Origin of the sequence: Enterobacter cloacae complex sp. SHL001, from assembly GCF_049236825.1 — a bacterium.
Classification (GTDB): domain Bacteria; phylum Pseudomonadota; class Gammaproteobacteria; order Enterobacterales; family Enterobacteriaceae; genus Enterobacter; species Enterobacter hormaechei_C.
Genome location: NZ_JBMKIP010000005.1, coordinates 126464 through 151969, shown reverse-complemented (window position 1 = coordinate 151969; position 25506 = coordinate 126464). Strand labels below are relative to the sequence as shown.

General features: G+C 58.9%; 22 protein-coding genes. 19 read left to right on the top strand and 3 right to left on the bottom strand.

Annotated features, from left to right (window positions below):
* The first annotated feature begins 56 nt into the window (after positions 1–56).
* The 11 genes from nuoC (at position 57) to nuoN (ending at position 13850) form a co-directional block, all read left to right on the top strand.
* Positions 57–1859 (top strand): NADH-quinone oxidoreductase subunit C/D, encoded by a 1803-nt coding sequence (gene nuoC, locus ACOTYH_RS15260; protein ID WP_003861484.1) that lies wholly within the window; start codon positions 57–59, stop codon positions 1857–1859.
* Positions 1860–1861: 2 nt separating this feature from the next.
* The gene (gene nuoE, locus ACOTYH_RS15255; protein WP_006176513.1) at positions 1862–2362 is read left to right on the top strand and encodes an NADH-quinone oxidoreductase subunit NuoE; all 501 of its coding nucleotides are present in this window, start codon (positions 1862–1864) and stop codon (positions 2360–2362) included.
* On the top strand, positions 2359–3696 hold the full coding sequence (gene nuoF / locus ACOTYH_RS15250) for an NADH-quinone oxidoreductase subunit NuoF (protein ID WP_003861487.1): 1338 nt from the start codon (positions 2359–2361) through the stop codon (positions 3694–3696). Before nuoE ends, nuoF begins: the two co-directional genes overlap by 4 nt.
* A 54-nt stretch (positions 3697–3750) precedes the next feature.
* On the top strand, positions 3751–6474 hold the full coding sequence (gene nuoG / locus ACOTYH_RS15245) for an NADH-quinone oxidoreductase subunit NuoG (RefSeq protein ID WP_421637810.1): 2724 nt from the start codon (positions 3751–3753) through the stop codon (positions 6472–6474).
* Positions 6471–7448, top strand: a complete 978-nt coding sequence (gene nuoH, locus ACOTYH_RS15240) for an NADH-quinone oxidoreductase subunit NuoH (protein WP_003861490.1) — start codon at positions 6471–6473, stop codon at positions 7446–7448. Before nuoG ends, nuoH begins: the two co-directional genes overlap by 4 nt.
* Before the next feature lie 14 nt (positions 7449–7462).
* A complete protein-coding gene (nuoI, locus tag ACOTYH_RS15235; RefSeq protein WP_003861491.1) occupies positions 7463–8005 on the top strand; it encodes an NADH-quinone oxidoreductase subunit NuoI in 543 nt (180 codons plus the stop codon).
* 10 nt (positions 8006–8015) lie between these two features.
* Positions 8016–8570: an NADH-quinone oxidoreductase subunit J gene (nuoJ, locus tag ACOTYH_RS15230; RefSeq protein ID WP_003861493.1), complete on the top strand. Its 555-nt coding sequence runs from the start codon at positions 8016–8018 to the stop codon at positions 8568–8570.
* Positions 8567–8869 (top strand): NADH-quinone oxidoreductase subunit NuoK, encoded by a 303-nt coding sequence (nuoK, locus tag ACOTYH_RS15225; protein ID WP_003861496.1) that lies wholly within the window; start codon positions 8567–8569, stop codon positions 8867–8869. The genes nuoJ and nuoK overlap by 4 nt, the downstream gene beginning before the upstream one ends.
* Complete coding sequence (gene nuoL, locus ACOTYH_RS15220; RefSeq protein WP_015572272.1) at positions 8866–10707, top strand: NADH-quinone oxidoreductase subunit L; 1842 nt, start codon at positions 8866–8868, stop codon at positions 10705–10707. Before nuoK ends, nuoL begins: the two co-directional genes overlap by 4 nt.
* A gap of 149 nt (positions 10708–10856) precedes the next feature.
* Positions 10857–12386 carry an NADH-quinone oxidoreductase subunit M gene (gene nuoM / locus ACOTYH_RS15215; protein WP_003861498.1) on the top strand — a complete coding sequence of 510 codons (1530 nt, stop codon included), beginning with the start codon at positions 10857–10859 and terminating at the stop codon, positions 12384–12386.
* Between the two features lie 6 nt (positions 12387–12392).
* Positions 12393–13850: an NADH-quinone oxidoreductase subunit NuoN gene (gene nuoN, locus ACOTYH_RS15210; RefSeq protein WP_015572273.1), complete on the top strand. Its 1458-nt coding sequence runs from the start codon at positions 12393–12395 to the stop codon at positions 13848–13850.
* A 164-nt stretch (positions 13851–14014) separates the two neighbouring features.
* On the opposite strand, the gene ACOTYH_RS15205 is transcribed toward nuoN, so the two are convergent.
* Positions 14015–15019 carry a chemotaxis protein gene (locus ACOTYH_RS15205; RefSeq protein WP_058689103.1) on the bottom strand — a complete coding sequence of 335 codons (1005 nt, stop codon included), beginning with the start codon at positions 15017–15019 and terminating at the stop codon, positions 14015–14017.
* Positions 15020–15083: 64 nt separating this feature from the next.
* Complete coding sequence (gene rbn / locus ACOTYH_RS15200; RefSeq protein WP_015572275.1) at positions 15084–16001, bottom strand: ribonuclease BN; 918 nt, start codon at positions 15999–16001, stop codon at positions 15084–15086.
* Between the two features lie 71 nt (positions 16002–16072).
* Here rbn and ACOTYH_RS15195 point away from each other — a divergent pair, with 71 nt between their 5' ends.
* The 8 genes from ACOTYH_RS15195 (at position 16073) to menE (ending at position 23984) form a co-directional block, all read left to right on the top strand.
* On the top strand, positions 16073–16537 hold the full coding sequence (locus ACOTYH_RS15195) for a GNAT family N-acetyltransferase (RefSeq protein ID WP_023295084.1): 465 nt from the start codon (positions 16073–16075) through the stop codon (positions 16535–16537).
* Positions 16538–16587: 50 nt separating this feature from the next.
* The gene (gene elaB / locus ACOTYH_RS15190) at positions 16588–16893 is read left to right on the top strand and encodes a stress response protein ElaB (RefSeq protein ID WP_017693006.1); all 306 of its coding nucleotides are present in this window, start codon (positions 16588–16590) and stop codon (positions 16891–16893) included.
* Between the two features lie 86 nt (positions 16894–16979).
* Positions 16980–18275: an isochorismate synthase MenF gene (gene menF / locus ACOTYH_RS15185; RefSeq protein ID WP_017693007.1), complete on the top strand. Its 1296-nt coding sequence runs from the start codon at positions 16980–16982 to the stop codon at positions 18273–18275.
* 88 nt (positions 18276–18363) lie between these two features.
* Positions 18364–20034 carry a 2-succinyl-5-enolpyruvyl-6-hydroxy-3-cyclohexene-1-carboxylic-acid synthase gene (gene menD, locus ACOTYH_RS15180; RefSeq protein WP_045347871.1) on the top strand — a complete coding sequence of 557 codons (1671 nt, stop codon included), beginning with the start codon at positions 18364–18366 and terminating at the stop codon, positions 20032–20034.
* Entirely contained in the window at positions 20031–20807 is a 777-nt protein-coding gene (gene menH, locus ACOTYH_RS15175) for a 2-succinyl-6-hydroxy-2,4-cyclohexadiene-1-carboxylate synthase (RefSeq protein WP_047741421.1), read from the top strand. Before menD ends, menH begins: the two co-directional genes overlap by 4 nt.
* Positions 20804–21661 carry a 1,4-dihydroxy-2-naphthoyl-CoA synthase gene (gene menB / locus ACOTYH_RS15170; RefSeq protein WP_003859452.1) on the top strand — a complete coding sequence of 286 codons (858 nt, stop codon included), beginning with the start codon at positions 20804–20806 and terminating at the stop codon, positions 21659–21661. The genes menH and menB overlap by 4 nt, the downstream gene beginning before the upstream one ends.
* Positions 21661–22626, top strand: a complete 966-nt coding sequence (gene menC, locus ACOTYH_RS15165; RefSeq protein ID WP_048973464.1) for an o-succinylbenzoate synthase — start codon at positions 21661–21663, stop codon at positions 22624–22626. Before menB ends, menC begins: the two co-directional genes overlap by 1 nt.
* The gene (menE, locus tag ACOTYH_RS15160; protein ID WP_032671781.1) at positions 22623–23984 is read left to right on the top strand and encodes an o-succinylbenzoate--CoA ligase; all 1362 of its coding nucleotides are present in this window, start codon (positions 22623–22625) and stop codon (positions 23982–23984) included. The genes menC and menE overlap by 4 nt, the downstream gene beginning before the upstream one ends.
* Here the strand turns inward: menE and ACOTYH_RS15155 are convergent, their stop codons facing one another.
* Positions 23985–25499 (bottom strand): tripartite tricarboxylate transporter permease, encoded by a 1515-nt coding sequence (locus ACOTYH_RS15155; RefSeq protein ID WP_006811365.1) that lies wholly within the window; start codon positions 25497–25499, stop codon positions 23985–23987. It lies immediately after the preceding gene.
* Positions 25500–25506 lie beyond the last annotated feature (7 nt).

Below are 25506 nucleotides of genomic sequence, written 5' to 3'. Positions count from 1 at the left end.
TATCACTACTCAAATAGCGCGAAGCCAGGCTTAACAGTCACCACGGACCATTTGCAATGGTGAACAATATGACCGACTTAACCGCGCAAGAAGCCGCCTGGCAGACCCGGGATCATCTCGATGACCCCGTCATTGGCGAACTGCGCAACCGTTTTGGGCCGGATGCCTTTACTGTTCAGGCCACCCGCACCGGGGTACCCGTTGTTTGGGTGAAGCGTGAGCAATTACTGGAAGTTGTCGATTTCCTCAAGAAATTGCCAAAACCTTACGTCATGCTGTTTGACTTACACGGCATGGACGAACGTCTGAGAACGCACCGCCAGGGTCTCCCTGCTGCGGATTTTTCCGTTTTCTACCACCTGATCTCAATAGACCGCAACACGGATATCATGCTCAAGGTGGCATTGTCTGAAAACGACATGCATCTGCCGACGATCACCAAACTTTTCCCGAACGCCAACTGGTACGAGCGTGAAACCTGGGAAATGTTCGGCATGACCTTCGACGGTCACCCGCATCTGACGCGCATCATGATGCCGCAGACCTGGACCGGCCACCCGCTGCGTAAAGACTACCCGGCACGCGCCACCGAATTCGACCCGTTTGAGCTGACCAAAGCCAAGCAGGATCTGGAGATGGAAGCGCTGACCTTCAAGCCGGAAGACTGGGGCATGAAGCGCGGCACCGAAAACGAGGACTTCATGTTCCTCAACCTCGGTCCAAACCACCCCTCTGCGCACGGTGCATTCCGTATTATTCTTCAGCTTGATGGCGAAGAGATTGTCGACTGCGTGCCTGACATCGGCTACCACCACCGTGGTGCTGAGAAGATGGGTGAGCGTCAGTCCTGGCACAGCTACATTCCGTACACCGACCGTATCGAATACCTCGGCGGCTGCGTGAACGAAATGCCATACGTGCTGGCCGTTGAGAAGCTGGCAGGCATCACCGTCCCGGATCGCGTTAACGTGATTCGCGTGATGCTGTCTGAACTGTTCCGTATTAACAGCCACCTGCTGTACATCTCCACGTTCATTCAGGACGTCGGCGCGATGACGCCGGTCTTCTTCGCCTTTACCGACCGTCAGAAAATCTACGATCTGGTGGAAGCGATTACCGGTTTCCGTATGCACCCGGCCTGGTTCCGCATCGGCGGTGTGGCGCACGATCTGCCGCGCGGCTGGGACCGTCTGCTGCGTGAATTCCTCGACTGGATGCCAAAACGTCTGGCGTCTTACGAGAAAGCCGCGCTGCGTAACTCCATCCTGAAAGGCCGTTCCCAGGGCGTTGCTGCCTACGGCGCGAAAGAAGCGCTGGAGTGGGGAACCACAGGTGCTGGCCTGCGTGCGACCGGGATTGATTTCGACGTGCGTAAAGCGCGTCCTTACTCTGGTTACGAGAACTTCGACTTTGAAGTCCCGGTTGGCGGCGGCGTATCCGACTGCTACACCCGCGTGATGCTGAAAGTGGAAGAGCTGCGCCAGAGCCTGCGCATCCTTGAGCAGTGCCTCAACAACATGCCGGAAGGCCCGTTCAAGGCGGATCACCCGCTGACGACGCCGCCACCGAAAGAGCGCACGCTGCAACATATCGAAACCCTGATCACCCACTTCCTGCAAGTTTCCTGGGGCCCGGTCATGCCGGCACAGGAATCCTTCCAGATGATTGAAGCGACCAAGGGTATCAACAGCTACTACCTCACCAGCGACGGCAGCACCATGAGCTACCGCACCCGCGTGCGTACGCCAAGCTTCGCGCACTTGCAGCAGATCCCGGCCGCCATTCGCGGCAGTCTGGTCTCCGACCTGATTGTGTATCTGGGTAGTATCGATTTTGTTATGTCAGATGTGGACCGCTAATTATGCACGAGAATCAACAACCACAAACCGAGGCTTTTGAGCTGAGTGAAGCAGAGCGTGCCGCCATTGAGCACGAGATGCACCACTACGAAGACCCGCGTGCGGCGTCCATTGAAGCGCTGAAAATCGTACAGAAACAGCGTGGTTGGGTGCCGGATGGGGCGATCTACGAGATCGCAAAAGTGCTGGGCATTCCGGCAAGTGACGTAGAAGGCGTAGCCACGTTCTACAGCCAGATCTTCCGTCAGCCGGTAGGCCGCCATGTGATCCGCTACTGTGACAGCGTGGTCTGCCACATCACCGGTTATCAGGGCATTCAGGCTGCGATTGAGAAGAAACTCAATATCAAGCCGGGCCAGACCACCTTCGACGGACGCTTTACTCTGCTGCCAACCTGCTGCCTGGGTAACTGCGACAAGGGGCCGACCATGATGATTGATGAGGACACTCACAGCCATCTGACGCCGGAAGCGATTCCTGACCTGCTGGAGCAGTACAAATGAAAACTGTAATTCGTACTGCTGAGACGCATCCGCTGACCTGGCGTCTGCGTGATGACAAACAGCCGGTCTGGCTCGACGAATATCAGAGCAAAAACGGCTATGCCGGCGCGCGTAAAGCCCTTGGCGGCATGGCGCCGGACGACATCGTTAACGCGGTGAAAGAGTCTGGCCTGAAAGGCCGCGGCGGCGCGGGCTTCTCCACCGGTCTGAAGTGGAGCCTGATGCCGAAAGATGAATCCATGAACATCCGTTACCTGCTGTGTAACGCCGATGAAATGGAGCCGGGTACCTATAAAGACCGCCTGCTGATGGAACAGCTGCCGCACCTGCTGGTTGAAGGCATGCTGATCTCCGCGTTCGCGCTGAAAGCGTACCGTGGCTATATCTTCCTGCGCGGTGAATACATCGAAGCGGCTGAAAACCTGCGTCGCGCGATTGCCGAAGCCACTGAAGCCGGTCTGCTGGGTAAAAACATCCTGGGCACCGGGTTTGACTTCGAGCTGTTCGTGCACACCGGTGCCGGGCGTTATATCTGCGGTGAAGAAACCGCGCTGATTAACTCCCTGGAAGGCCGCCGCGCGAACCCGCGCTCCAAGCCACCGTTCCCGGCAAGCTCCGGCGTGTGGGGTAAACCGACCTGCGTCAACAACGTCGAAACCCTGTGCAACGTCCCGGCGATCCTCGCGAACGGCGTGGAGTGGTATCAGGGCATCTCCTCAAGCAAAGATGCCGGTACCAAGCTGATGGGCTTCTCCGGTCGCGTGAAGAACCCTGGCGTCTGGGAGCTGCCGTTCGGCACCACCGCACGCGAAATTCTTGAAGACTACGCCGGCGGCATGCGCGATGGCCTGAAATTCAAAGCCTGGCAGCCGGGTGGGGCAGGGACGGACTTCCTGACCGAAGCCCACCTTGACCTGCCAATGGAGTTCGAAAGCATTGGTAAAGCAGGCAGCCGTCTGGGTACGGCGCTGGCGATGGCCGTCGACCATGAGATCGGCATGGTATCCCTGGTGCGTAACCTGGAAGAGTTCTTCGCCCGCGAGTCCTGCGGCTGGTGTACACCGTGCCGTGATGGTCTGCCGTGGAGCGTGAAGATCCTGCGTGCTATCGAACGTGGCGAAGGCCAGCCTGGCGATATCGAGACACTTGAGCAACTGTGTCGATTCTTAGGGCCGGGTAAAACCTTCTGTGCCCACGCACCGGGCGCCGTCGAGCCGCTGCAAAGCGCGATTAAATATTTCCGCGACGAATTCGAAGCAGGCATCAAGCAGCCGTTCAGCAATACCCATTCGATCAATGGTATTCAGCCGAACCTGCTGAAAGCGCGCTGGTAAAAACAGAATTTTGATTAACGCTCGGTTTCGGCCGAGCCAACTGGAAGCATGCTAATGGCTACGATTCATGTAGACGGCAAAGAATACGAAGTCAACGGGGCGGACAACCTGCTGGAAGCTTGTCTGTCTCTTGGCCTCGATATTCCGTACTTTTGCTGGCATCCGGCGCTGGGCAGCGTCGGTGCTTGCCGCCAGTGTGCGGTGAAGCAATATCAAAACGCGGAAGACACGCGTGGTCGCCTGGTGATGTCCTGTATGACGCCAGCCGCCGAAGGCACCTTTATTTCGATTGATGACGAAGAAGCCAAACAGTTCCGTGAAAGCGTGGTGGAGTGGTTGATGACCAACCACCCGCACGACTGTCCGGTGTGTGAGGAGGGCGGTAACTGCCACCTTCAGGATATGACCGTCATGACCGGTCACAGCTTCCGTCGCTATCGCTTTACCAAGCGTACCCACCGTAACCAGGATCTGGGGCCGTTCATCTCTCACGAAATGAACCGCTGCATCGCCTGCTACCGCTGCGTGCGTTATTACAAAGATTATGCAGACGGACAGGATCTGGGCGTATATGGCGCGCATGACAACGTCTACTTCGGTCGTCCGGAAGACGGTACGCTGGAAAGCGAATTCTCCGGTAACCTGGTAGAAATCTGTCCGACCGGCGTATTCACGGATAAAACCCACTCTGAACGTTACAACCGTAAATGGGACATGCAGTTTGCGCCAAGCATCTGCCAGCAGTGTTCCCTTGGCTGTAACACCAGCCCGGGCGAGCGCTACGGCGAACTACGTCGTATCGAAAACCGTTACAACGGTACCGTTAACCACTACTTCCTCTGCGACCGCGGTCGTTTCGGCTATGGCTATGTGAACCTGAAAGACCGTCCGCGTCAGCCGGTACAGCGCCGTGGCGATGACGTCATTACCCTCAACGCTGAGCAGGCGATGCAGGGCGCGGCGGATATTCTGCGTCAGTCGAAGAAAGTGATCGGCATCGGTTCCCCGCGCGCCAGCATCGAAAGCAACTTCGCGCTGCGCGAGCTGGTTGGGGCGGAAAACTTCTATACCGGTATCGCCCAGGGCGAGCAGGAACGTCTCCAGCTGGTGCTGAAAGTGCTGCGTGAAGGCGGCATTCATACGCCTGCGCTGCGCGAAATCGAATCTTATGATGCGGTTCTGGTGCTGGGTGAAGACCTGACGCAGACTGGCGCACGCGCTGCCCTGGCGGTTCGTCAGGCGGTGAAAGGCAAAGCACGTGAAATGGCAGCGGCGCAGAAAGTGGCTGACTGGCAGATTGCGGCCATCCTCAACATCGGTCAGCGCGCGAAGCATCCTCTGTTTGTGACTAACGTCGACAACACCCGTCTGGACGATATCGCCGCGTGGACCTACTGCGCGCCGGTTGAAGATCAGGCGCGCCTCGGCTTTGCCATTGCCCACGCGCTGGACAGCAACTCGCCGGCCGTTGAACTGGATCGCGACCTGCAAAACAAGGTCGACGTGATTGTTCAGGCACTGGCGGGGGCGAAGAAACCGCTGATTATTTCCGGTACCAACGCCGGTAGCGCTGAAATCATTCAGGCCGCAGCGAACGTTGCCAAAGCCCTGAAGGGCCGTGGCGCTGACGTCGGTGTGACTATGATTGCCCGTGCGGTGAACAGCATCGGTCTGGGTATGATTGGCGGCGGCTCGCTGGAAGACGCGTTAAGCGAACTGGAATCCGGTGCCGCTGACGCCGTTGTGGTGCTGGAAAACGACCTGCATCGCCATGCTTCTGCCGCTCGCGTTGACGCCGCGCTCTCCAGAGCGCCGCTGGTGATGGTTATCGACCATCAGCGCACCGCGATCATGGACAAAGCGCACCTGGTTCTCTCTGCGGCAAGCTTCGCAGAAAGCGACGGGACGGTGATCAACAACGAAGGCCGCGCCCAGCGTTTCTTCCAGGTTTATGACCCGGCCTACTACGACAGCAACACCGTGATGCTGGAAAGCTGGCGCTGGCTGCACTCTCTGCACAGCACCGTGCAGAGCCGTGAAGTGGACTGGACGCAGCTCGACCACGTTATTGACGCGGTTGTTGAGAAACTGCCTCAGCTGGCGGGCATTAAAGACGCCGCGCCTGACGCAGGCTTCCGCATTCGCGGCCAGAAACTGGCGCGTGAGCCGCACCGCTACAGCGGTCGTACCGCGATGCGCGCCAACATCAGCGTGCACGAACCGCGTCAGCCGCAGGATAAAGACACTATGTTTGCCTTCTCGATGGAAGGGAACAACCAGCCGTCTGCGCCGCGTTCGCAAATCCCGTTTGCATGGGCACCGGGCTGGAACTCCCCGCAGGCATGGAACAAGTTCCAGGCTGAAGTGGGCGGTCACCTGCGCCACGGCGATCCGGGCGTGCGTCTGATTGAAGCCTCCGAAACCGGTCTGGACTTCTTCACCACCGTTCCGGCGAGCTTCCAGGCGCAGGAAGGTCACTGGCGTATTGCACCGTACTACCATCTGTTCGGTAGCGACGAAATGTCCCAGCGTTCTCCGGTATTCCAGCAGCGTATGCCGCAGCCGTACATCAAGCTCAACCCGGCGGATGCCGCGAAGCTTGGCGTTAACGCGGGTGCGAACATTGCCTTTAGCTACGACGGCCAGACAATCAGCCTGCCGCTGATTATTTCTGAACGCCTGTCAGCAGGGCAGGTGGGTCTGCCGATGGGTATGCCTGGCATCGCGCCGGTCCTGGCGGGTGCGCATCTTGATAACCTTCAGGAGGCAAAAGCATGAGTTGGTTAACGCCGGATCTTATCGACATCCTGCTGAGCATTCTGAAAGCGGTTGTGATTCTGCTGGTGGTCGTCACCTGCGGCGCGTTCATGAGCTTTGGTGAACGTCGTCTGCTCGGTCTGTTCCAGAACCGTTACGGACCGAACCGCGTGGGCTGGGGTGGTTCACTCCAGCTGGTCGCGGACATGATCAAGATGTTCTTTAAAGAGGACTGGGTTCCACGCTTCTCGGACCGCGTGATCTTTACGCTGGCGCCGATGATCGCCTTCACCTCGCTGCTGCTGGCGTTTGCTATCGTTCCGGTCAGCCCGACCTGGGTGGTGGCTGACCTGAACATCGGCATTCTGTTCTTCCTGATGATGGCAGGCCTCGCGGTTTACGCGGTGCTGTTCGCAGGCTGGTCCAGTAACAACAAATACTCGCTGCTGGGTGCGATGCGTGCTTCCGCGCAGACGCTGAGCTACGAAGTGTTCCTGGGTCTCTCCCTGATGGGCGTGGTGGCGCAGGCCGGTTCATTTAACATGACCGACATCGTCAACAACCAGGCCGACATCTGGAACGTTATCCCGCAGTTCTTTGGGTTTATTACCTTTGCCATCGCGGGCGTGGCGGTGTGTCACCGTCACCCGTTTGACCAGCCAGAAGCCGAACAGGAACTGGCCGACGGTTACCACATTGAATATTCCGGTATGAAGTTCGGTCTGTTCTTCGTGGGCGAGTACATCGGTATCGTCACCATTTCCGCGTTGATGGTAACGCTGTTCTTTGGTGGCTGGCATGGCCCGTTCTTACCGCCGTTCATCTGGTTCGCGCTGAAAACCGCGTTCTTCATGATGATGTTCATTTTGATTCGCGCAGCGTTACCGCGTCCGCGTTATGACCAGGTAATGTCCTTCGGCTGGAAAGTGTGCCTGCCGCTGACGCTCGTCAACTTGTTGGTAACGGCGGCTGTCATTCTCTGGCAGCAGCCATAAGGGGCTTTGAGATCATGACCTTAAAAGAATTATTGGTAGGTTTCGGCACCCAGGTACGCAGTATCTGGATGATCGGCCTGCATGCGTTTGCCAAACGCGAAACCCGGATGTACCCGGAAGAGCCGGTATATCTGCCGCCGCGCTACCGTGGACGTATCGTGCTGACGCGCGACCCGGACGGTTCCGAGCGTTGCGTTGCCTGTAACCTGTGTGCGGTAGCGTGTCCGGTGGGCTGTATCTCTCTGCAAAAAGCAGAGACGGTAGACGGCCGCTGGTACCCTGAGTTCTTCCGCATCAACTTCTCACGCTGCATTTTCTGCGGTCTGTGTGAAGAAGCGTGCCCAACCACGGCGATTCAGCTGACTCCAGACTTCGAGCTGGGTGAGTACAAGCGTCAGGATCTGGTGTACGAGAAAGAGGATCTGCTGATTTCCGGTCCGGGCAAATACCCGGAATATAACTTCTACCGGATGGCGGGTATGGCAATCGACGGCAAAGATAAAGGCGAAGCAGAGAACGAAGCTAAGCCTATCGACGTCAAGAGCCTGTTACCGTAAGGAGAGGGCAATGGAATTCGCTTTTTATATCTGTGGCCTTATCGCCATCCTGGCTACGCTGCGAGTGATCACGCACACCAATCCGGTGCATGCGCTGCTGTATTTAATCATTTCGCTGCTGGCTATTTCCGGGGTGTTCTTTGCGCTGGGCGCGCACTTCGCTGGTGCGCTGGAAATCATCGTCTACGCCGGGGCCATCATGGTGCTGTTTGTGTTCGTGGTGATGATGCTGAACCTGGGCGGCTCTGAAATTGAGCAGGAACGTCAGTGGTTAAAACCGCAGGTGTGGATTGGTCCGGCGATTCTGTCGGCCATCATGCTGGCGGTGATTGTTTACGCCATTCTGGGCGTCAACGACCAGGGTATCGACGGGACGCCAATCAGCGCGAAAGCCGTGGGTATCACCCTGTTTGGTCCGTACGTTCTGGCGGTTGAGCTGGCCTCAATGCTGCTGCTGGCGGGTCTGGTTGTGGCCTTCCACGTTGGCCGCGAAGAGCGTGTCGGCGAGGTGCTGAGCAACCGCACTGACGACCGCGCGAAAAGAAAAACGGAGGAACGCGCATGATCCCCTTAACACATGGACTGATCCTCGCTGCGATTTTATTCGTTCTGGGCTTAACCGGTCTGGTTATCCGCCGCAATCTGCTGTTTATGCTGATCGGTCTGGAAATCATGATCAACGCTTCCGCGCTGGCCTTTGTGGTCGCCGGTAGCTACTGGGGCCAGACCGATGGTCAGGTGATGTACATTCTCGCCATCAGCCTCGCGGCTGCTGAAGCGAGTATTGGCCTGGCGCTGTTGCTACAGCTCCATCGTCGCCGCCAGAACCTGAACATCGATTCAGTAAGTGAGTTGCGTGGATGAACATGCTTGCCTTAACCATTATTTTTCCGCTGATTGGCTTCGTGCTGCTGGCGTTTTCTCGCGGCCGCTGGTCTGAGAATCTGTCTGCCACCGTGGGCATTGGCTCTATCGGCCTGGCTGCGCTGGTCACAGCGTATGCGGGTATCGACTTCTTTAACAATGGACGTCAGGCCTACAGCGTACCGCTGTGGAACTGGATGTCGGTCGGTAACTTCAACATCGGTTTCAACCTGGTGCTGGATGGTCTGTCTCTGACCATGCTCTCCGTAGTTACCGGCGTCGGCTTCCTGATCCACATGTTCGCCTCCTGGTACATGCGCGGTGAAGAGGGATACTCCCGCTTCTTCGCCTACACCAACCTGTTTATCGCCAGCATGGTGGTTCTGGTGCTGGCCGATAACCTGCTGCTGATGTATCTGGGCTGGGAAGGCGTGGGTCTGTGTTCTTACCTGCTGATCGGTTTCTACTACACCGATCCGAAGAATGGCGCAGCGGCCATGAAAGCGTTCGTCGTGACCCGTGTGGGTGACGTGTTCCTCGCTTTCGCGCTGTTCATTCTTTACAACGAACTGGGCACGCTAAACTTCCGCGAAATGGTGGAACTGGCGCCGGCGCACTTCGAAGCAGGCAACAACATGCTGTGGTGGGCAACGCTGATGCTGCTGGGTGGCGCTGTGGGTAAATCCGCGCAGCTGCCGTTGCAGACATGGCTGGCCGACGCGATGGCGGGTCCAACCCCTGTCTCCGCGTTGATTCACGCCGCGACCATGGTCACCGCCGGTGTCTACCTGATTGCGCGTACCCATGGCCTGTTCCTGATGACCCCGGAAATTCTGCATCTGGTGGGTATCGTCGGTGCGGTTACGCTGGTGCTGGCTGGCTTTGCCGCGCTGGTGCAGACCGACATCAAACGCGTGCTCGCGTACTCCACCATGAGCCAGATTGGTTACATGTTCCTGGCGCTGGGCGTTCAGGCGTGGGACGCGGCCATTTTCCACCTGATGACGCACGCGTTCTTTAAAGCGCTGCTGTTCCTCTCATCCGGTTCGGTGATTCTGGCCTGCCACCACGAGCAGAACATCTTCAAAATGGGCGGACTGCGTAAGTCTATCCCGCTGGTGTATGTCTGCTTCCTGGTAGGCGGCGCGGCGCTGGCGGCACTGCCGCTGATCACCGCAGGCTTCTTCAGTAAGGACGAAATCCTGGCGGGCGCCATGGCGAATGGTCATATCAATCTGATGGTTGCGGGTCTGGTCGGTGCGTTTATGACCTCCCTGTACACCTTCCGTATGATTTTCATCGTCTTCCACGGTAAAGAACAAATTCACGCTCACGCAGGGAAGGGGATTACCCACCACCTGCCGCTGATTGTGCTGCTGGTCCTGTCCACCTTCGTTGGCGCGATGATTGTGCCACCGTTGCAGGGCGTACTGCCGGCGACAACCGAGCTTGAGCACGGTCGCGTTCTGACGCTTGAAATCACCTCCGGCGTAGTGGCTATCGCGGGCATCCTGATTGCCGCATGGCTGTGGCTGGGCAAACGCACGCTGGTGACTGCCGTTGCCAACAGCGCGCCGGGCCGTCTGCTGGGCACCTGGTGGTACAACGCATGGGGCTTCGACTGGCTGTACGACATGATCTTCGTGAAGCCGTTCCTGGGCATTGCGTGGCTGCTGAAGCGCGATCCACTGAACAGCCTGATGAATATCCCGGCGATCCTCTCTCGCTTTGCAGGTAAAGGCCTGCTGTTCAGCGAGAACGGTTATCTGCGCTGGTATGTGGCGTCCATGAGCATCGGTGCGGTTGTCATACTGGCGCTGCTGATGGTGTTGCGTTGATTTTGAGTTAGCGGGGATTGTCTACGGACCGTAGGCCCGGTAAGCGAAGCGCCACCGGGCAAAAGGCCCCGCACTCAAACGTGAATTTTATTCGAATTCGTTGAAAATCAGGCCCCTGCTGGGGGCCTTAAAAAGGAATGTAAATCGCCATGTTACTACCCTGGCTAATATTAATTCCCTTCATCGGCGGCTTCCTGTGCTGGCAGACCGAACGCTTTGGCGTGAAGATGCCGCGCTGGATCGCGCTGATCACCATGGGATTGACGCTCGCGCTTGGTCTGCAACTCTGGTTGCAGGGTGGCTACTCACTGACCCAGTCCGCGGGCCTTCCGCAGTGGCAGTCTGAGTTCATTCTGCCGTGGATCCCACGTTTCGGTATTACGATCCACCTCGCGATTGACGGTCTGTCGCTGCTGATGGTGGTGCTGACCGGTCTGCTCGGCGTTCTGGCGGTACTCTGCTCCTGGCGAGAAATCGAAAAATATCAGGGCTTCTTCCACCTGAACCTGATGTGGATCCTGGGCGGCGTGATCGGCGTGTTCCTGGCCATCGACATGTTCCTGTTCTTCTTCTTCTGGGAGATGATGCTGGTGCCGATGTACTTCCTGATCGCGCTGTGGGGCCATAAGGCGTCCGACGGTAAAACGCGTATCACGGCGGCCACCAAGTTCTTCATCTATACCCAGGCGAGTGGTCTGGTGATGCTGATTGCCATCCTGGCGCTGGTATTTGTGCATTACAATGCGACCGGCGTCTGGACCTTCAACTACGAAGACCTGCTGAAGACCCCGATGTCTCACGGTGTGGAATACCTGCTGATGCTCGGCTTCTTCATCGCCTTCGCGGTGAAAATGCCGGTCGTACCGCTGCACGGCTGGCTGCCGGACGCGCACTCTCAGGCGCCAACGGCGGGTTCCGTTGACCTGGCGGGTATCTTGCTGAAAACGGCGGCCTACGGTCTGCTGCGTTTCTCCCTGCCGCTGTTCCCGAACGCCTCCGCAGAGTTCGCGCCGATTGCCATGTGGCTTGGCGTGATCGGTATCTTCTACGGTGCGTGGATGGCCTTCACGCAGTACGACATCAAACGTCTGATTGCTTACACCTCCGTTTCCCACATGGGCTTCGTGCTGATTGCCATCTACACCGGCAGCCAGCTGGCGTACCAGGGGGCGGTGATCCAGATGATTGCGCACGGCCTGTCCGCTGCCGGTCTCTTCATCCTGTGCGGTCAACTGTATGAACGTCTGCATACCCGCGACATGCGTATGATGGGCGGTCTGTGGGGCAAAATGAAATGGCTGCCGGCGCTCTCCATGTTCTTCGCGGTGGCGACTCTGGGTATGCCGGGTACCGGTAACTTCGTCGGCGAGTTTATGATCCTGTTCGGCAGCTTCAACGTGGTACCGACGATCACCGTCATCTCCACCTTTGGTCTGGTGTTTGCCTCCGTGTACTCGCTGGCGATGCTGCACCGCGCTTACTTCGGTAAAGCGAAGAGTGAAATTGCTGCACAAGAACTGCCGGGGATGTCGCTGCGTGAGCTGTTCATCATCCTGCTGCTGGTCGTACTGCTGGTGCTGCTGGGCTTCTATCCGCAGCCGATTCTGGATACCTCGCACTCCGCGATGGGTAACATCCAGCAGTGGTTTGTTAATTCTGCTTCTACTACAAGGCCGTAATTCGCCATGACAATAACTCCACAACAACTGATCGCGCTGCTACCGCTGCTGATCGTCGGATTGACGGTGGTGGTTGTGATGCTCTCCATTGCGTGGCGACGCAATCACTTCCTGAATGCGACCCTGTCCGTTCTGGGTCTGAACGCTGCGTTAGTTTCCCTCTGGTTTGTTGGCCAGGCGGGAGCGATGGACGTCACGCCGCTGATGCGCGTTGACGGTTACGCCATGCTCTACACCGGTCTGGTGCTGCTGGCGAGCCTGGCAACCTGTACCTTTGCGTACCCGTGGCTCGAAGGTTACAACGACAACAAAGAAGAGTTTTACCTGCTGGTACTGATTGCCGCACTGGGCGGTATTCTGCTGGCGAACGCGAACCACCTGGCCGCGCTGTTCCTCGGTATTGAGCTGATCTCACTCCCGCTGTTCGGCCTGATTGGTTACGCTTTCCGCCAGAAGCGCTCTCTGGAAGCGGCAATCAAGTACACGATCCTGTCTGCTGCCGCGTCGTCGTTCCTGCTGTTTGGTATCGCGCTGCTGTACGCACAGACGGGTAATCTCTCCTTCATGGCGCTCGGTAAGAGCCTTGGCGACGGCATGATGCATGAGCCGCTGCTGCTGGCGGGTCTGGGCATGATGATTGTTGGCCTTGGCTTTAAACTCTCACTGGTTCCGTTCCACCTGTGGACGCCAGACGTATACCAGGGTGCCCCTGCACCAGTCTCGACCTTCCTGGCGACGGCGAGCAAAATCGCTATCTTCGGTGTGGTCATGCGTCTGTTCCTGTACGCCCCGGTGGGTGACAGCGAAGCGGTCCGCGTGGTGCTGGGCATTATCGCGTTCGTGTCCATCATCTTCGGTAACCTGATGGCGCTGAGCCAGACCAACATCAAGCGTCTGCTGGGCTACTCCTCTATCTCCCATCTGGGTTACCTGCTGGTGGCGCTGATTGCGCTGCAAAGCGGTGAGATGTCGATGGAAACTGTGGGCGTCTATCTGGCCGGTTACCTGTTTAGCAGCCTCGGCGCGTTCGGCGTGGTGAGCCTGATGTCCAGCCCGTACCGTGGCCCGGATGCGGATTCCCTGTTCTCCTACCGTGGTCTGTTCTGGCACCGTCCGATTCTGTCTGCGGTAATGACCGTGATGATGCTCTCTCTGGCGGGTATCCCGATGACGCTGGGCTTTATCGGTAAGTTCTACGTGCTGGCCGTCGGTGTGCAGGCGGGTCTGTGGTGGCTGACGGCGGGTGTCGTTATCGGCTCCGCGATTGGTCTCTACTACTACCTGCGCGTTGCCGTGAGCCTGTACCTGAGCGCGCCTCAGCAGCTCAACCGCGATGCGCCGTCCAACTGGCAGTACAGCGCCGGCGGTATCGTGGTGCTGATCTCCGCGCTGCTGGTGCTGATCTTCGGTATCTATCCGCAGCCGCTGATTGATATCGTGCAGCGCGCGATGCCGCTGATGTAAAAACAAAAAACCCGCCTCGGCGGGTTTTTTATTGTTTTCTCCCTCTCCCCGTGGGAGAGGGCCGGGGTGAGGGCACCAGCCCGCACAGAGTAAAACATGCCCAGCGGCGCTACGCTTGCAGGGCCTACGGGTCTTGTAGGTCGGGTAAGCGAAGCGCCACCCGACTAAGCCAGCTGCTTGCGGCTAATCAACGGCCCGTCAATCTTCTTCATCGAGCGGTCCAGCACCTCTTCAATTACCGACGACAGCTCGTTCAGCTCAAACTTCGCCACATAGCCGTCCGCCTTCACTTTGCGAATATGATCTTCGTTCGCGTTGCCGGAAAGAGACGAGTGGATCACCACCGGAATATCTTTCAGTACCGGGTCGGTTTTGATTTTGCGCGTCAGCGTAAATCCGTCCATCTCCGGCATTTCGAGGTCGGTTAATACCAGGGCAATCTTATCGGTAACGGGAACGCCCTCGGCCTGTGCCTGCGCGGCCAGCTGAGTGATTTTCTCCCATGCGTCTTTGCCGGTGATATGCAGCTGGGCCGGGATCTCCATCGCCTGCAATCCCTTCTCCAGCATTGAGCGCGCTACTTTTGAATCTTCTGCAACAATCGCGACAGAGCCAGGCTTGATGTTGAATTTGGTGGTTTCCAGATGGGTGGCGTGCAGATCGTGGTTCGCCGGGGTGATGTCGTACAGGATCTGCTCCACGTCCAGCACCATCGCCAGATCGTTGGTATCGGTCTTCTCGTCCAGACAGGCAATGCTGGTGATGTAGCGACCGCTGACGGCGGTTTCCGCGGCGTGCACCTGCTTCCAGTCCAGACGCATGATGTTTTCCACCGATTCTACGGCAAACGCCTGCACGCTGCGGGCATATTCGGTGATCAGCAGGATGTTCAGCCCGGTGGCTGGTTTGCAGCCGGCGACGGCGGCCAGATCGATCACCGGGATCACCTGGTCACGAATGTTCACCATCCCCATCAGCGGAGACTTCATTCCCGCCGGTTTGGTGAAGGTCGGCATCGGCACAATTTCGCGCAATTTGAATACGTTGATGCCGAACAGCTCGGATTTATTTTCGTTCAGAGAGGTGCCAAGACGGAACAGCAACAGTTCAAAACGGTTGGACAGGGTCAGGTTTGCCCTGTCATCAATATCTTTCTGGAAATTATCCATTCTACCCTCAAGAGAAATGCTGGCCTTTTAATCGTTATCGGCACGTTGAGGGAAAAATGAAGGACTAAACGCTGACCTGAGCAAAATCTTCCGCCAGCTCGCATGCCGGAAATACTTCCCGGCACTCTGCCAGCAGGCTTTCAGCGCCGCGGACGTCATAGCGTGAGCTGACGTGAGTAACAATCAGTTTCCGGACGCCAGCCTCACGTGCCAGCTGCGCCGCCTGACGCGTAGAGCTGTGCCCTCGACTGTTGGCTTTTTCTTCCATCGCCGCTTCCAGCGTCGCCTCATGCACCATCACATCTACACCTCTGGCAAGCCTGAGCGCCGAAGGGCAGGGGGCGGTATCCCCAAAAATAGCCAGTTTTTTGCCCGGCTGCGGTGGGGCGAGGTAATCCTGACCGTTGATGACGCGCCCGTCTTCCAGCGTGACGGTCTCGCCGTGCTTCAGACGCTGGAACAGCGGGCCAGGTTTCACTCCATCGGCCTGCAACGCGGCGGCGTTCAGCGCCCCGGGCTTGTCATGCTCCTCAACGCGATAGCCGTAGCATTCCACCGGATGGTTAAGCGGGTAAGCGCGCACCAGGTAATCTCCGTCATCGAACACCAGACCCTCGCCGATCTCTAACACCTCCAGCGGATAATCGGTCCACGAGCCGCTCAGGCGCAGCGTGGTTTCAACGAATTCCTGAATACCCGCGGGGCCATAAATGGTCAGCGGGTTAGCGTTACCGGCCATCGAACGGCTGCACAGCAGGCCCGGCAGGCCAAACAGATGGTCGCCGTGCAGATGGGTGATAAATATTTTATCCACTTTCCCCGGGTGGTATGAGGTATGCAGCAGCTGATGTTGCGTACCCTCGCCGCAGTCAAACAGCCACAGCCCACCGCGGGTAGGATGCTTAAGATCCAGCAGAATCGCCGTCACGTTTCGTGAGCGGGTTGGCACCCCGGCGGACGTACCCAGAAAAATCAGTTCCATAACGCAATCAGCCCTTTGCCGAATGGGAAGGGGTTTAGTATAACGTGATGAACACCAGGAAGGAGAAACACATGATCCAGTGGCAAGATCTACACCACAGCGAACTGACCGTGCATTCACTCTACGCCCTGCTCAAGCTGCGCTGCGAAGTCTTTGTGGTTGAACAAACCTGCCCGTATCAGGATATCGACGGCGATGACCTGATCGGCGAGAACCGGCACATCCTCGGCTGGCGCGATAACGAGCTGGTGGCGTATGCGAGGATTCTGAAAAGCGAAGAGGATTTTGACCCTGTCGTCATTGGCCGCGTCATTATCAGCGGCCGCGCGCGCGGTGAAAAGCTGGGCTATCAGCTGATGGAAAAAACGCTGGACGCATGCCAGAAACAGTGGCCGGACAAGGCGTTATACCTGGGCGCGCAGGCGCATTTGCAATCATTCTATGGCCATTTTGGTTTTACCCCGGTCACGGACATTTACGACGAAGACGGCATCCCACACATCGGCATGGCACGCGAAGCGAAACAGGCGCAATAGCAATACGTTGTCTATAGTTACCGGACTGGTGTACTAACATGGAGAAAAATATGTCATTTCAATCCTGGGATACCCGAGTCGACGACGACCTGACACTGCTAAGCGAAACGCTGGAAGAAGTGCTGCGCTCTTCAGGCGATCCTGCCGATCAGAAGTACATTGAGCTCAAAGCCCGCGCCGAGCAGGCGCTGCATGACGTGAAAAACCGCGTCAGTAACGCATCCGACAATTACTACTACCGCGCCAAGCAGGCGGTTTATCGTGCTGACGATTATGTGCATGAAAAACCGTGGCAGGGCATTGGGGTCGGTGCGGCCGTAGGGCTGGTGCTGGGTCTGCTGTTAGCCCGTCGTTAAGCCGGTAAACCACTCCCTACACGTGGGTACTGCTATTTATCGTCAGTACCCCGTATAATATAAGGCTTTAACAGGGAGAGGTTCGCGTGCACTCGATTTTCCTCGCGCTGCAAAGCCTGCGTACTCAGCTTGCGCAAGCATTGCCAGCTACACCCGGTTTACGCCATTTCGATGTCTCTTTCCCGTTAAACGACGCCTTCGATCCGCTGGCCTGGCTCGGTGTGCAGCGATGCTATCCTCAGTTTTACTGGCAACAGCGCAGTGGTGATGAAGAACTTGCCGCGCTCGGAAGCCTCGCCCATTTTGATTCTCTGGCCTCGGCCTCGCGGTTTTTGCACACCCACGACGTAGCCAATGACACCCGTATCTGCGGCCTGAACGCCTTCAACCCGGCGCAGGGCAAGCTGTTTTTACCGCGCCTTCTCTGGCGACGGTCTGGCGGGGTCGCCACGCTGCGTCTGCAACTGTGGAGCGAAACGTCGTTGCGGGAAGATGCCCGTGAGGCGCTGAATTTTGTCGATAACCTGCGCGACGCCGCGCCGATCCGCCCGTTGTCCGTGCAGATTGTGCAGGAAACCCATCATCCGGAAAAACCGGAATGGCTGGCGTTGATTCGTCAGGCGACGGATACCCTTGCTCGCGGCGATTTTGAGAAAGTGGTCCTCGCACGTGCTACAGACGTGCATTGCCAGCAGCCCGTGAACGCCATCGCGCTGATGGCTGCCAGCCGCGCGCTAAACCTCAACTGCTATCATTTTTGTATGGTCTTTGACGCCAGCAACGCGTTCCTCGGCTCGACGCCTGAACGCCTGTGGCGGCGACGCGGCACGCTGCTGCGCACTGAAGCGCTGGCAGGCACCGTCGCCAGCCATTCTGACGATAAGCAGGCTCAGCGTCTGGGCGACTGGCTGATGAACGACGACAAAAATCAGCGGGAAAATATGCTGGTGGTGGAAGATATCTGCCAGCGTCTTCAGCACCATACCCGGACGCTGGAGATCCTGCCTGCGCAGGTGCTGCGTCTGCGCAAGGTGCAGCATTTACGTCGCTGTATCTGGACCGAACTTAAACAGCCTGACGACGAGCAGTGCCTGCATATTCTGCAACCGACGGCGGCGGTGGCCGGGCTGCCGCGACAGGCGGCGCGAGAATTTATTGCGAAAGTGGAGCCGTTTGACCGGGAGTGGTACGCCGGGTCGGCGGGCTATTTATCGCGCGATCAAAGCGAATTCTGTGTGGCATTACGCTCCGCCCGCGTTCACGACGCTGCGCTGCGTCTTTATGCGGGGGCGGGCATCGTCAGCGGCTCCGATCCGGAGCAGGAGTGGCAGGAGATCGAAAACAAGGCCGCCGGGCTGCGTTCCCTTCTCCTAAGGGATTAATACTGATTCGTGCAATCCCGATTCATATCAAAATTCTGACTTTTTCTATTATTTATACTGTGTCGCATTCTTGATACTGGACAATCTCATGTCAGTAAGTTCTTTTAACCGACGCTGGGCGGCGGTGATCCTTGAAGCCCTGACCCGTCATGGTGTCAGGCATGTGTGTATTGCCCCGGGCTCTCGCTCCACGCCGCTCACCCTTGCTGCCGCGGAAAACCGGGCTTTTATTCACCACACCCATTTTGATGAGCGGGGTCTGGGCCATCTGGCGCTCGGGCTGGCGAAAGTCAGCAAAGCGCCCGTGGCGGTGATAGTCACCTCCGGCACGGCGGTGGCGAACCTGTATCCGGCGCTGATAGAAGCGGGATTAACCGGCGAAAAGCTGATTTTACTCACTGCCGACCGTCCCCCGGAACTTATTGACTGCGGTGCTAATCAGGCGATTCGTCAGCCTGGCATTTTTGCCTCGCATCCTTCACAGACGGTCTCGTTGCCGCGCCCCACCCAGGATATTCCCGCCAGCTGGCTGGTCTCAACCCTCGACCACGCCATGAACGCACTGCGCAGCGGCGGGCTGCACATTAACTGCCCGTTTGCCGAGCCGCTGTACGGTGAAATGAACGATACTGGCCTCGTCTGGCAACAGCAGCTGGGAGACTGGTGGGAGAGCGAAAAACCCTGGCTGCGCGAGCAGACGCATCTGGAAAGCGCAAAACAGCGCGACTGGTTCTTCTGGCGCCAGAAGCGCGGCGTGGTGATTGCCGGGCGGATGAGTGCGGCGGAAGGCAAGCTGGCGGCGGAGTGGGCACAAACGCTTGGCTGGCCGCTGATTGGTGACGTGCTTTCCCAGACGGGCCAGCCGCTGCCCTGCGCCGACCTCTGGCTGGGTAACGCGAAAGCGGTTACCGAGCTGGCGCAGGCGCAGATTGTCGTCCAGCTGGGATCGAGCCTGACGGGGAAGCGTCTGCTCCAGTGGCAGGCCACCTGTACCCCAGAAGAGTACTGGCTGGTGGATCCGCTCGAAGGACGCCTTGACCCGGCGCACCATCGCGGCCGCCGCCTGGTGAGCAACATTGACAGCTGGCTGGAATTGCATCCGGCGGAAAAACGCAAACCCTGGGCGGTGGAGATCCCGGCGCTGTCACGTCAGGCGTGGGAACTCACCAAAACGCAGTGCGAGGCGTTCAGTGAAGCCGGGCTTGCGCACCGTATCCGCAAATATCTTCCCGAGCAGGGACAACTTTTTGTCGGTAACAGCCTGGTGGTGCGCCTGATTGACGCCTTTTCGCAGCTGCCGGCGGGTTATCCGGTGTACAGCAACCGGGGCGCGAGCGGCATTGACGGCCTGATCTCCACCGCCGCTGGCGTACAGCGGGCCAGCGCGAAATCCACGCTGGCGATTGTGGGGGATCTCTCAGCCCTCTACGATCTCAACGCGCTGGCGCTCCTGCGTCAGGCGTCGGCCCCGTTCGTGCTGATTGTTGTGAACAATAACGGCGGGCAGATTTTCTCGTTGCTGCCGACGCCGCAAAGCGAGCGTGAGCGCTTCTATCTGATGCCGCAAAACGTGCAGTTCGAACACGCCGCCGCCATGTTCAGCCTGAAGTACCATCGCCCGGAAAACTGGGACGCGCTGGAGACGGCGCTGAACACCGCCTGGCGGCAGCCTGGCGCGACGCTGATTGAGCTGGTGGTAAACGATGCTGACGGCGCGCAGAAGCTGCAACATCTGCTTGCGCAGGTGAGTCACCTGTGATCCTCGCAGGCCTCTCCCAGCCAGGAAAACCAGGCTACCCCTGGCTGGTTTTCCTGCACGGTTTTTCCGGCGACTGTCGCGAGTGGCAGGCTGTCGGGGCGTCGCTGCATGACTACCCCCGGCTCTACATTGACCTGCCCGGGCACGGTGGTTCAGCGGATACGGGCGTGACGGGGTTTGCAGAGGTAAGTGAATTGCTCTCGCATACCCTTGTTAGTTACAACATACTAAGATACTGGCTCGTGGGGTACTCCCTCGGCGGCCGCATTGCGATGTTCCATGCCTGTCAGCATCCTGCGGGGTTAGACGGGGTGATTGTGGAAGGTGGACACCCGGGCCTGCAAGACGCCGATGCGCGCCAGGCGCGGCTGACCTCTGACCGTCATTGGGCATCACGGTTTCGCAGTGAGCCGCTGGAGGACGTCTTTGCCGACTGGTATCAACAGCCGGTCTTTGCCTCCCTTACGGATGATCAGCGCAAGGCGCTGATCGCGCTGCGCAGCCGGAACAACGGCCCGAGGCTGGCAGAGATGCTGGAAGCCACCTCGCTTGCCATTCAGCCTGATTTACGGCCCGCGCTCACCGCGCGTGACTTTTCTTTTGACTTTCTCTATGGCGAACGTGACGGGAAGTTTGCAGCCATCGCCGCTGAACTTAACGCCACGCGTCATGCTATCCCTCACGCCGGACACAACGCCCACCGGGACAACCCGGAAGCGGTTGCCGCGAGTCTGGCTCAGATACTGCGTTATCGAACAAAGGACACGCTATGATCTATCCTGATGAACACATGCTTTACGCGCCGGTTGAATGGCAGGACTGCTCCGAAGGCTACACCGACATTCGTTACCACAAATCCGCCGATGGTATCGCCAAAATCACTATCAACCGTCCACAGGTGCGCAACGCATTTCGTCCGCTGACCGTAAAAGAGATGATCCAGGCGCTGGCGGATGCCCGCTACGATGACACTATCGGCGTCATCATCCTCACCGGGGAAGGGGAGAAAGCCTTCTGCTCCGGCGGCGATCAGAAAGTCCGCGGTGACTACGGCGGATACCAGGATGATGCGGGCACACACCACCTGAACGTGCTGGATTTCCAGCGCCAGATCCGCACCTGTCCAAAACCGGTGGTCGCGATGGTGGCAGGGTATTCCATCGGCGGCGGTCACGTGCTGCACATGATGTGTGACCTGACGATCGCGGCGGAAAATGCCATTTTCGGTCAGACTGGCCCGAAAGTCGGCTCTTTCGACGGCGGCTGGGGCGCGTCCTATATGGCGCGCATTGTCGGTCAGAAAAAAGCCCGCGAAATCTGGTTCCTGTGCCGTCAGTACAACGCCCAGGAAGCGCTGGATATGGGGCTGGTTAACACCGTGGTGCCGATCGCCGATCTGGAAAAAGAGACCGTGCGCTGGTGTCGCGAAATGCTGCAAAACAGCCCAATGGCGCTGCGCTGCCTGAAAGCGGCCCTCAACGCCGACTGTGACGGTCAGGCGGGCCTTCAGGAGCTGGCAGGTAACGCCACCATGCTGTTCTATATGACCGAAGAGGGTCAGGAAGGGCGCAACGCGTTCAACGAAAAACGCCAGCCAGACTTCAGCAAATACAAACGGAACCCGTAATGCGTTGCGCGCAGGTTTACCGCTGGCAGATACCGATGGACGCGGGCGTGGTGCTGCGTGAACGGCGGTTAAAAACCCGTGACGGCTTTTGCGTGCATCTCCGGCAGGGCGAGCGGGAAGGGTGGGGCGAAATCACCCCGCTTCCGGGTTTTAGCCTGGAAACGCTGGACGAGGCGCAGGCTGCGCTGATGGCCTGGACGTACGAATGGCGTGAGGGGGCAGCTCCGGCGCTGCCGGACATGCCTTCCGCCGCGTTCGGCATCAGCTGTGCGCTGGCAGAGCTGGACGGCAGTTTGCCGGACGCGGCGAACTATCGCGCCGCGCCGCTCTGTACCGGCGATCCGGATGAACTTTTCGCGCTCCTTTCCGCGATGCCTGGCGAGAAGGTGGCGAAAATAAAGGTTGGCCTGTACGAAGCAGTGCGCGACGGAATGGTGGTTAACCTGTTACTGGAAGCCATTCCCGATCTGCACCTGCGCCTGGACGCCAACCGCGCCTGGACGCCGCTCAGGGCGCAACAGTTCGCGAAGTACGTCAACCCGGCGTACCGCAGCCGCATCGCGTTTCTCGAAGAGCCGTGCAAAACGCGCGACGACTCGCGCGCCTTCGCCCGGGAAACCGGCATTGCCATTGCCTGGGATGAGAGCCTGCGCGAAGCCGATTTCGCGTTTGCCGCCGAGCCGGGCGTCAGGGCCGTGGTGATTAAGCCAACGCTGACCGGCAGCCTCGACAAGGTGCGCGAGCAGGTTGCGGCGGCCCATGCCGCAGGGCTGACGGCGGTGATCAGTTCATCCATCGAATCCAGCCTCGGCCTGACGCAGCTGGCGCGCATCGCTGCATGGTTAACGCCGGACACCGTTCCCGGTCTCGATACGCTAAACCTTATGCAGGCCCAGCTGATTCGTCAGTGGCCTGGCAGCACCTTGCCGTGCCTCGACGTCGGGGCGCTGGAGCCATTGCGATGAGTTTTACCGACTGGCCGTGGCGGCACTGGCGCACCCGGAGTGCCAATAAACCCGCGCTGCGTTTAGACGAGATAACGCTCAGCTGGTCTCAGCTGGGCGAGCGTATCGATCGTCTCGCAGCCGGTTTTCAGTCTCAGGGCGTTACGGACGGTGATGGCGTCATGCTGCTCGCCCACAACCACCCGCAGACCCTGCTGGCCTGGCTGGCGCTGCTTCAGTGCGGCGCCCGCATTTTGCCGGTGAACCCTCAGCTTCCCCGTCCGCTGCTGGACGTCCTCCTGCCGCAGATGACCCTGCGCTTTGCGCTGGTGCTTAACGGTGAGTATGACGGTCTGCCCGGTCTGGTATTAAGAGAGGGCGAGGGGCAGGGCGGCGTGACGTGGCGGGCAGAACGGCTGGCCTCAATGACGCTCACCTCTGGCTCCACCGGCTTGCCGAAAGCGGCGGTGCACACCTGTGCCGCCCACCTTGCCAGCGCAAAGGGCGTGCTGGCGCTGATGTCTTACGGCGGTAGCGATGACTGGCTGCTCTCTCTGCCGCTGTTTCACGTCTCCGGTCAGGGGATTTTGTGGCGCTGGTTGCAGGGCGGAGGCCGTCTCACCGTGCGTGAAAAACAGCCGCTGGAGCAGGCGCTACAGGGCTGTACCCACGCCTCGCTGGTGCCAACGCAGCTGTGGCGGCTGCTTAATTCACACCATCCCGTCGCGCTGAAAGCCGTGCTGCTCGGCGGGGCGGAAATCCCCGTTGCGCTGACCGAACAGGCGTGCGAGCAGGGGATCCGTACGTTCTGCGGCTACGGTCTGACCGAGTTCGCCTCCACCGTCTGCGCCAAAGAGGCCGACGGCGCGCCGGACGTGGGCAGCGCGCTGCCGGGCAGAGACGTTCAGGTGGTGAATGGTGAAGTCTGGATCCGGGCGGAAAGCATGGCGGCGGGCTACTGGCGAGACGGCGCATTATTGCCTCTGGTCAATGAGCAGGGCTGGTTCGCCACCCGCGATCGCGGCGAGTGGCATGACGGACGCCTGACCATTCTGGGCCGAATGGACAATCTCTTTTTCAGCGGTGGAGAAGGGATCCAGCCCGAAGCGCTGGAGCGCGTTATCGCCACGCATCCGCAGGTAAGCCAGGCGTTTGTCGTTCCGCTGGATGATGCCGAGTATGGGCAACGTCCGGTGGCGGTAGTGGAATGCGAGCCGGGCACGGATATCACGCTGCTGCCGGAGTGGGTTCAGGGCAGGCTGGCGCGCTTTGAGCAGCCGGTACACTGGCTGGCGCTGCCGTCAGAACTGAAAAATGGCGGGATTAAAATCTCCCGCCAGGCGTTAAAGCAGTGGGTCAATGCCCTGTTGAGGGGCTAATCAACCGATATCCGGCTGCGGTTTGTGCTGGCGTCGGCGGACCCAGCGCAGCACCGGCGGCACGACAATCACCATAATCGCCATTGCCAGCAGGATCTTCGTCACGCTGCTCTCCCACAGGATCCCCATGTTGCCATTGCTGATGGAGAGGGCGCGGCGCAGGTTCTGCTCCAGCATTTCCCCCAGCACAAACCCTAAAATCAGCGGCGACATCGGGAAGTGCATCTTGCGCAGAATGTAGCCCAGCACGCCGAGCAGCACCATCAACACCAGGTCGAAGGTGGTGCTGTGCACCGCGTACACCCCAACCGCAGAGACGGCGGCGATGGCCGGGACCAGGAACCACAGGGGAATGGTCAGCATGCGGGTGAACAGGCCGATCAGCGGGATGTTCATTACCAGCAACATCACGTTGGCGATCAGCAGGGCGGCAATTAAACCCCAGACGATATCGGGCTGCTCGGTAAACATCGCCGGACCCGGGGTGATGTTATAGAGCGTCAGCGCGCCCATCATTACCGCCGTGGTGCCGGAGCCCGGCACGCCGAGGGTCAGCATCGGGATAAACGAGCCGCAGGCCGAGGCGTTATTCGCCGCCTCCGGCGCCGCCACGCCGCGGATATCGCCTTTGCCGAAGCTGTCGCTGTTACCGCTCAGCTTTTTCTCGGTCATGTAGGTGATAGCGCTGGCGATAGTAGCCCCCGCGCCGGGCAGAATGCCGACGAAGAAACCGATCACCGACGAACGCAGGGTGGCGCCAATACACTGCGCCCCCTCTTTGGCATTAAAGAGCATACGTCCGGTTTTACGCACCAGCGTCTGCCCGCTGCTGGTATGCTCCAGCATCAGTAAGATTTCTGAGACAGAGAACAGACCAATCACCACGACGATAAACTGCACGCCGTCGGAGAGATGAACGCTGTCGAAGGTAAAACGATAAACCCCGGTGTTGGCATCCACGCCGACGGTGGCCAGACTGAGGCCAATCAACGCAGACAAAAACGACTTCAGCGGATTCTGCGCCATCATGCTGCCGAGACAGGCGATGGCGAACACCATCAGGGCAAAATACTCGGCCGGACCAAACGCCAGCGACCACTGGGCCAGCGCCGGGGCGAAGAGGATGATGCCGCCAATGGCGATCATGGAGCCAAAGAACGAGCTGACGGCAGAAATAGAGAGCGCCACGCCGCCGCGCCCCTGCTGCGCCATCGGGTAGCCATCCAGCGCGGTCATAATGGCGGCGGCATCGCCGGGCACGTTAAGCAGAATCGAGGAAATACGCCCCCCGTATTCGCAGCCGATATAGACCGTCGCCAGCAGGATCAGCGCCGATTCCGCAGGCAGGTGTAGCGCAAAGGCCAGCGGCAGTAAAATCGCCACGCCGTTGATAGGGCCAAGGCCCGGCAGCAGGCCGACGATGGTCCCGACGAAACAGCCGATCAGGGCGATCACCAGGTTTTCCGGGGTCATCGCTACCGCGAACCCCTGAGAGAGATAGATCCAGGTATCCATAGCGTGC

Bases quoted from the DNA above. Each gene is read 5' to 3' on its own strand.
- nuoC (WP_003861484.1), top strand. From the start codon at position 57: ATGGTGAACAATATGACCGACTTAACCGCGCAAGAAGCCGCCTGGCAG.
- nuoE (WP_006176513.1), top strand. From the start codon at position 1,862: ATGCACGAGAATCAACAACCACAAACCGAGGCTTTTGAGCTGAGTGAA.
- nuoF (WP_003861487.1), top strand. From the start codon at position 2,359: ATGAAAACTGTAATTCGTACTGCTGAGACGCATCCGCTGACCTGGCGT.
- nuoG (WP_421637810.1), top strand. From the start codon at position 3,751: ATGGCTACGATTCATGTAGACGGCAAAGAATACGAAGTCAACGGGGCG.
- nuoH (WP_003861490.1), top strand. From the start codon at position 6,471: ATGAGTTGGTTAACGCCGGATCTTATCGACATCCTGCTGAGCATTCTG.
- nuoI (WP_003861491.1), top strand. From the start codon at position 7,463: ATGACCTTAAAAGAATTATTGGTAGGTTTCGGCACCCAGGTACGCAGT.
- nuoJ (WP_003861493.1), top strand. From the start codon at position 8,016: ATGGAATTCGCTTTTTATATCTGTGGCCTTATCGCCATCCTGGCTACG.
- nuoK (WP_003861496.1), top strand. From the start codon at position 8,567: ATGATCCCCTTAACACATGGACTGATCCTCGCTGCGATTTTATTCGTT.
- nuoL (WP_015572272.1), top strand. From the start codon at position 8,866: ATGAACATGCTTGCCTTAACCATTATTTTTCCGCTGATTGGCTTCGTG.
- nuoM (WP_003861498.1), top strand. From the start codon at position 10,857: ATGTTACTACCCTGGCTAATATTAATTCCCTTCATCGGCGGCTTCCTG.
- nuoN (WP_015572273.1), top strand. From the start codon at position 12,393: ATGACAATAACTCCACAACAACTGATCGCGCTGCTACCGCTGCTGATC.
- ACOTYH_RS15205 (WP_058689103.1), bottom strand. From the start codon at position 15,019: ATGGATAATTTCCAGAAAGATATTGATGACAGGGCAAACCTGACCCTG.
- rbn (WP_015572275.1), bottom strand. From the start codon at position 16,001: ATGGAACTGATTTTTCTGGGTACGTCCGCCGGGGTGCCAACCCGCTCA.
- ACOTYH_RS15195 (WP_023295084.1), top strand. From the start codon at position 16,073: ATGATCCAGTGGCAAGATCTACACCACAGCGAACTGACCGTGCATTCA.
- elaB (WP_017693006.1), top strand. From the start codon at position 16,588: ATGTCATTTCAATCCTGGGATACCCGAGTCGACGACGACCTGACACTG.
- menD (WP_045347871.1), top strand. From the start codon at position 18,364: ATGTCAGTAAGTTCTTTTAACCGACGCTGGGCGGCGGTGATCCTTGAA.
- menB (WP_003859452.1), top strand. From the start codon at position 20,804: ATGATCTATCCTGATGAACACATGCTTTACGCGCCGGTTGAATGGCAG.
- menC (WP_048973464.1), top strand. From the start codon at position 21,661: ATGCGTTGCGCGCAGGTTTACCGCTGGCAGATACCGATGGACGCGGGC.
- menE (WP_032671781.1), top strand. From the start codon at position 22,623: ATGAGTTTTACCGACTGGCCGTGGCGGCACTGGCGCACCCGGAGTGCC.
- ACOTYH_RS15155 (WP_006811365.1), bottom strand. From the start codon at position 25,499: ATGGATACCTGGATCTATCTCTCTCAGGGGTTCGCGGTAGCGATGACC.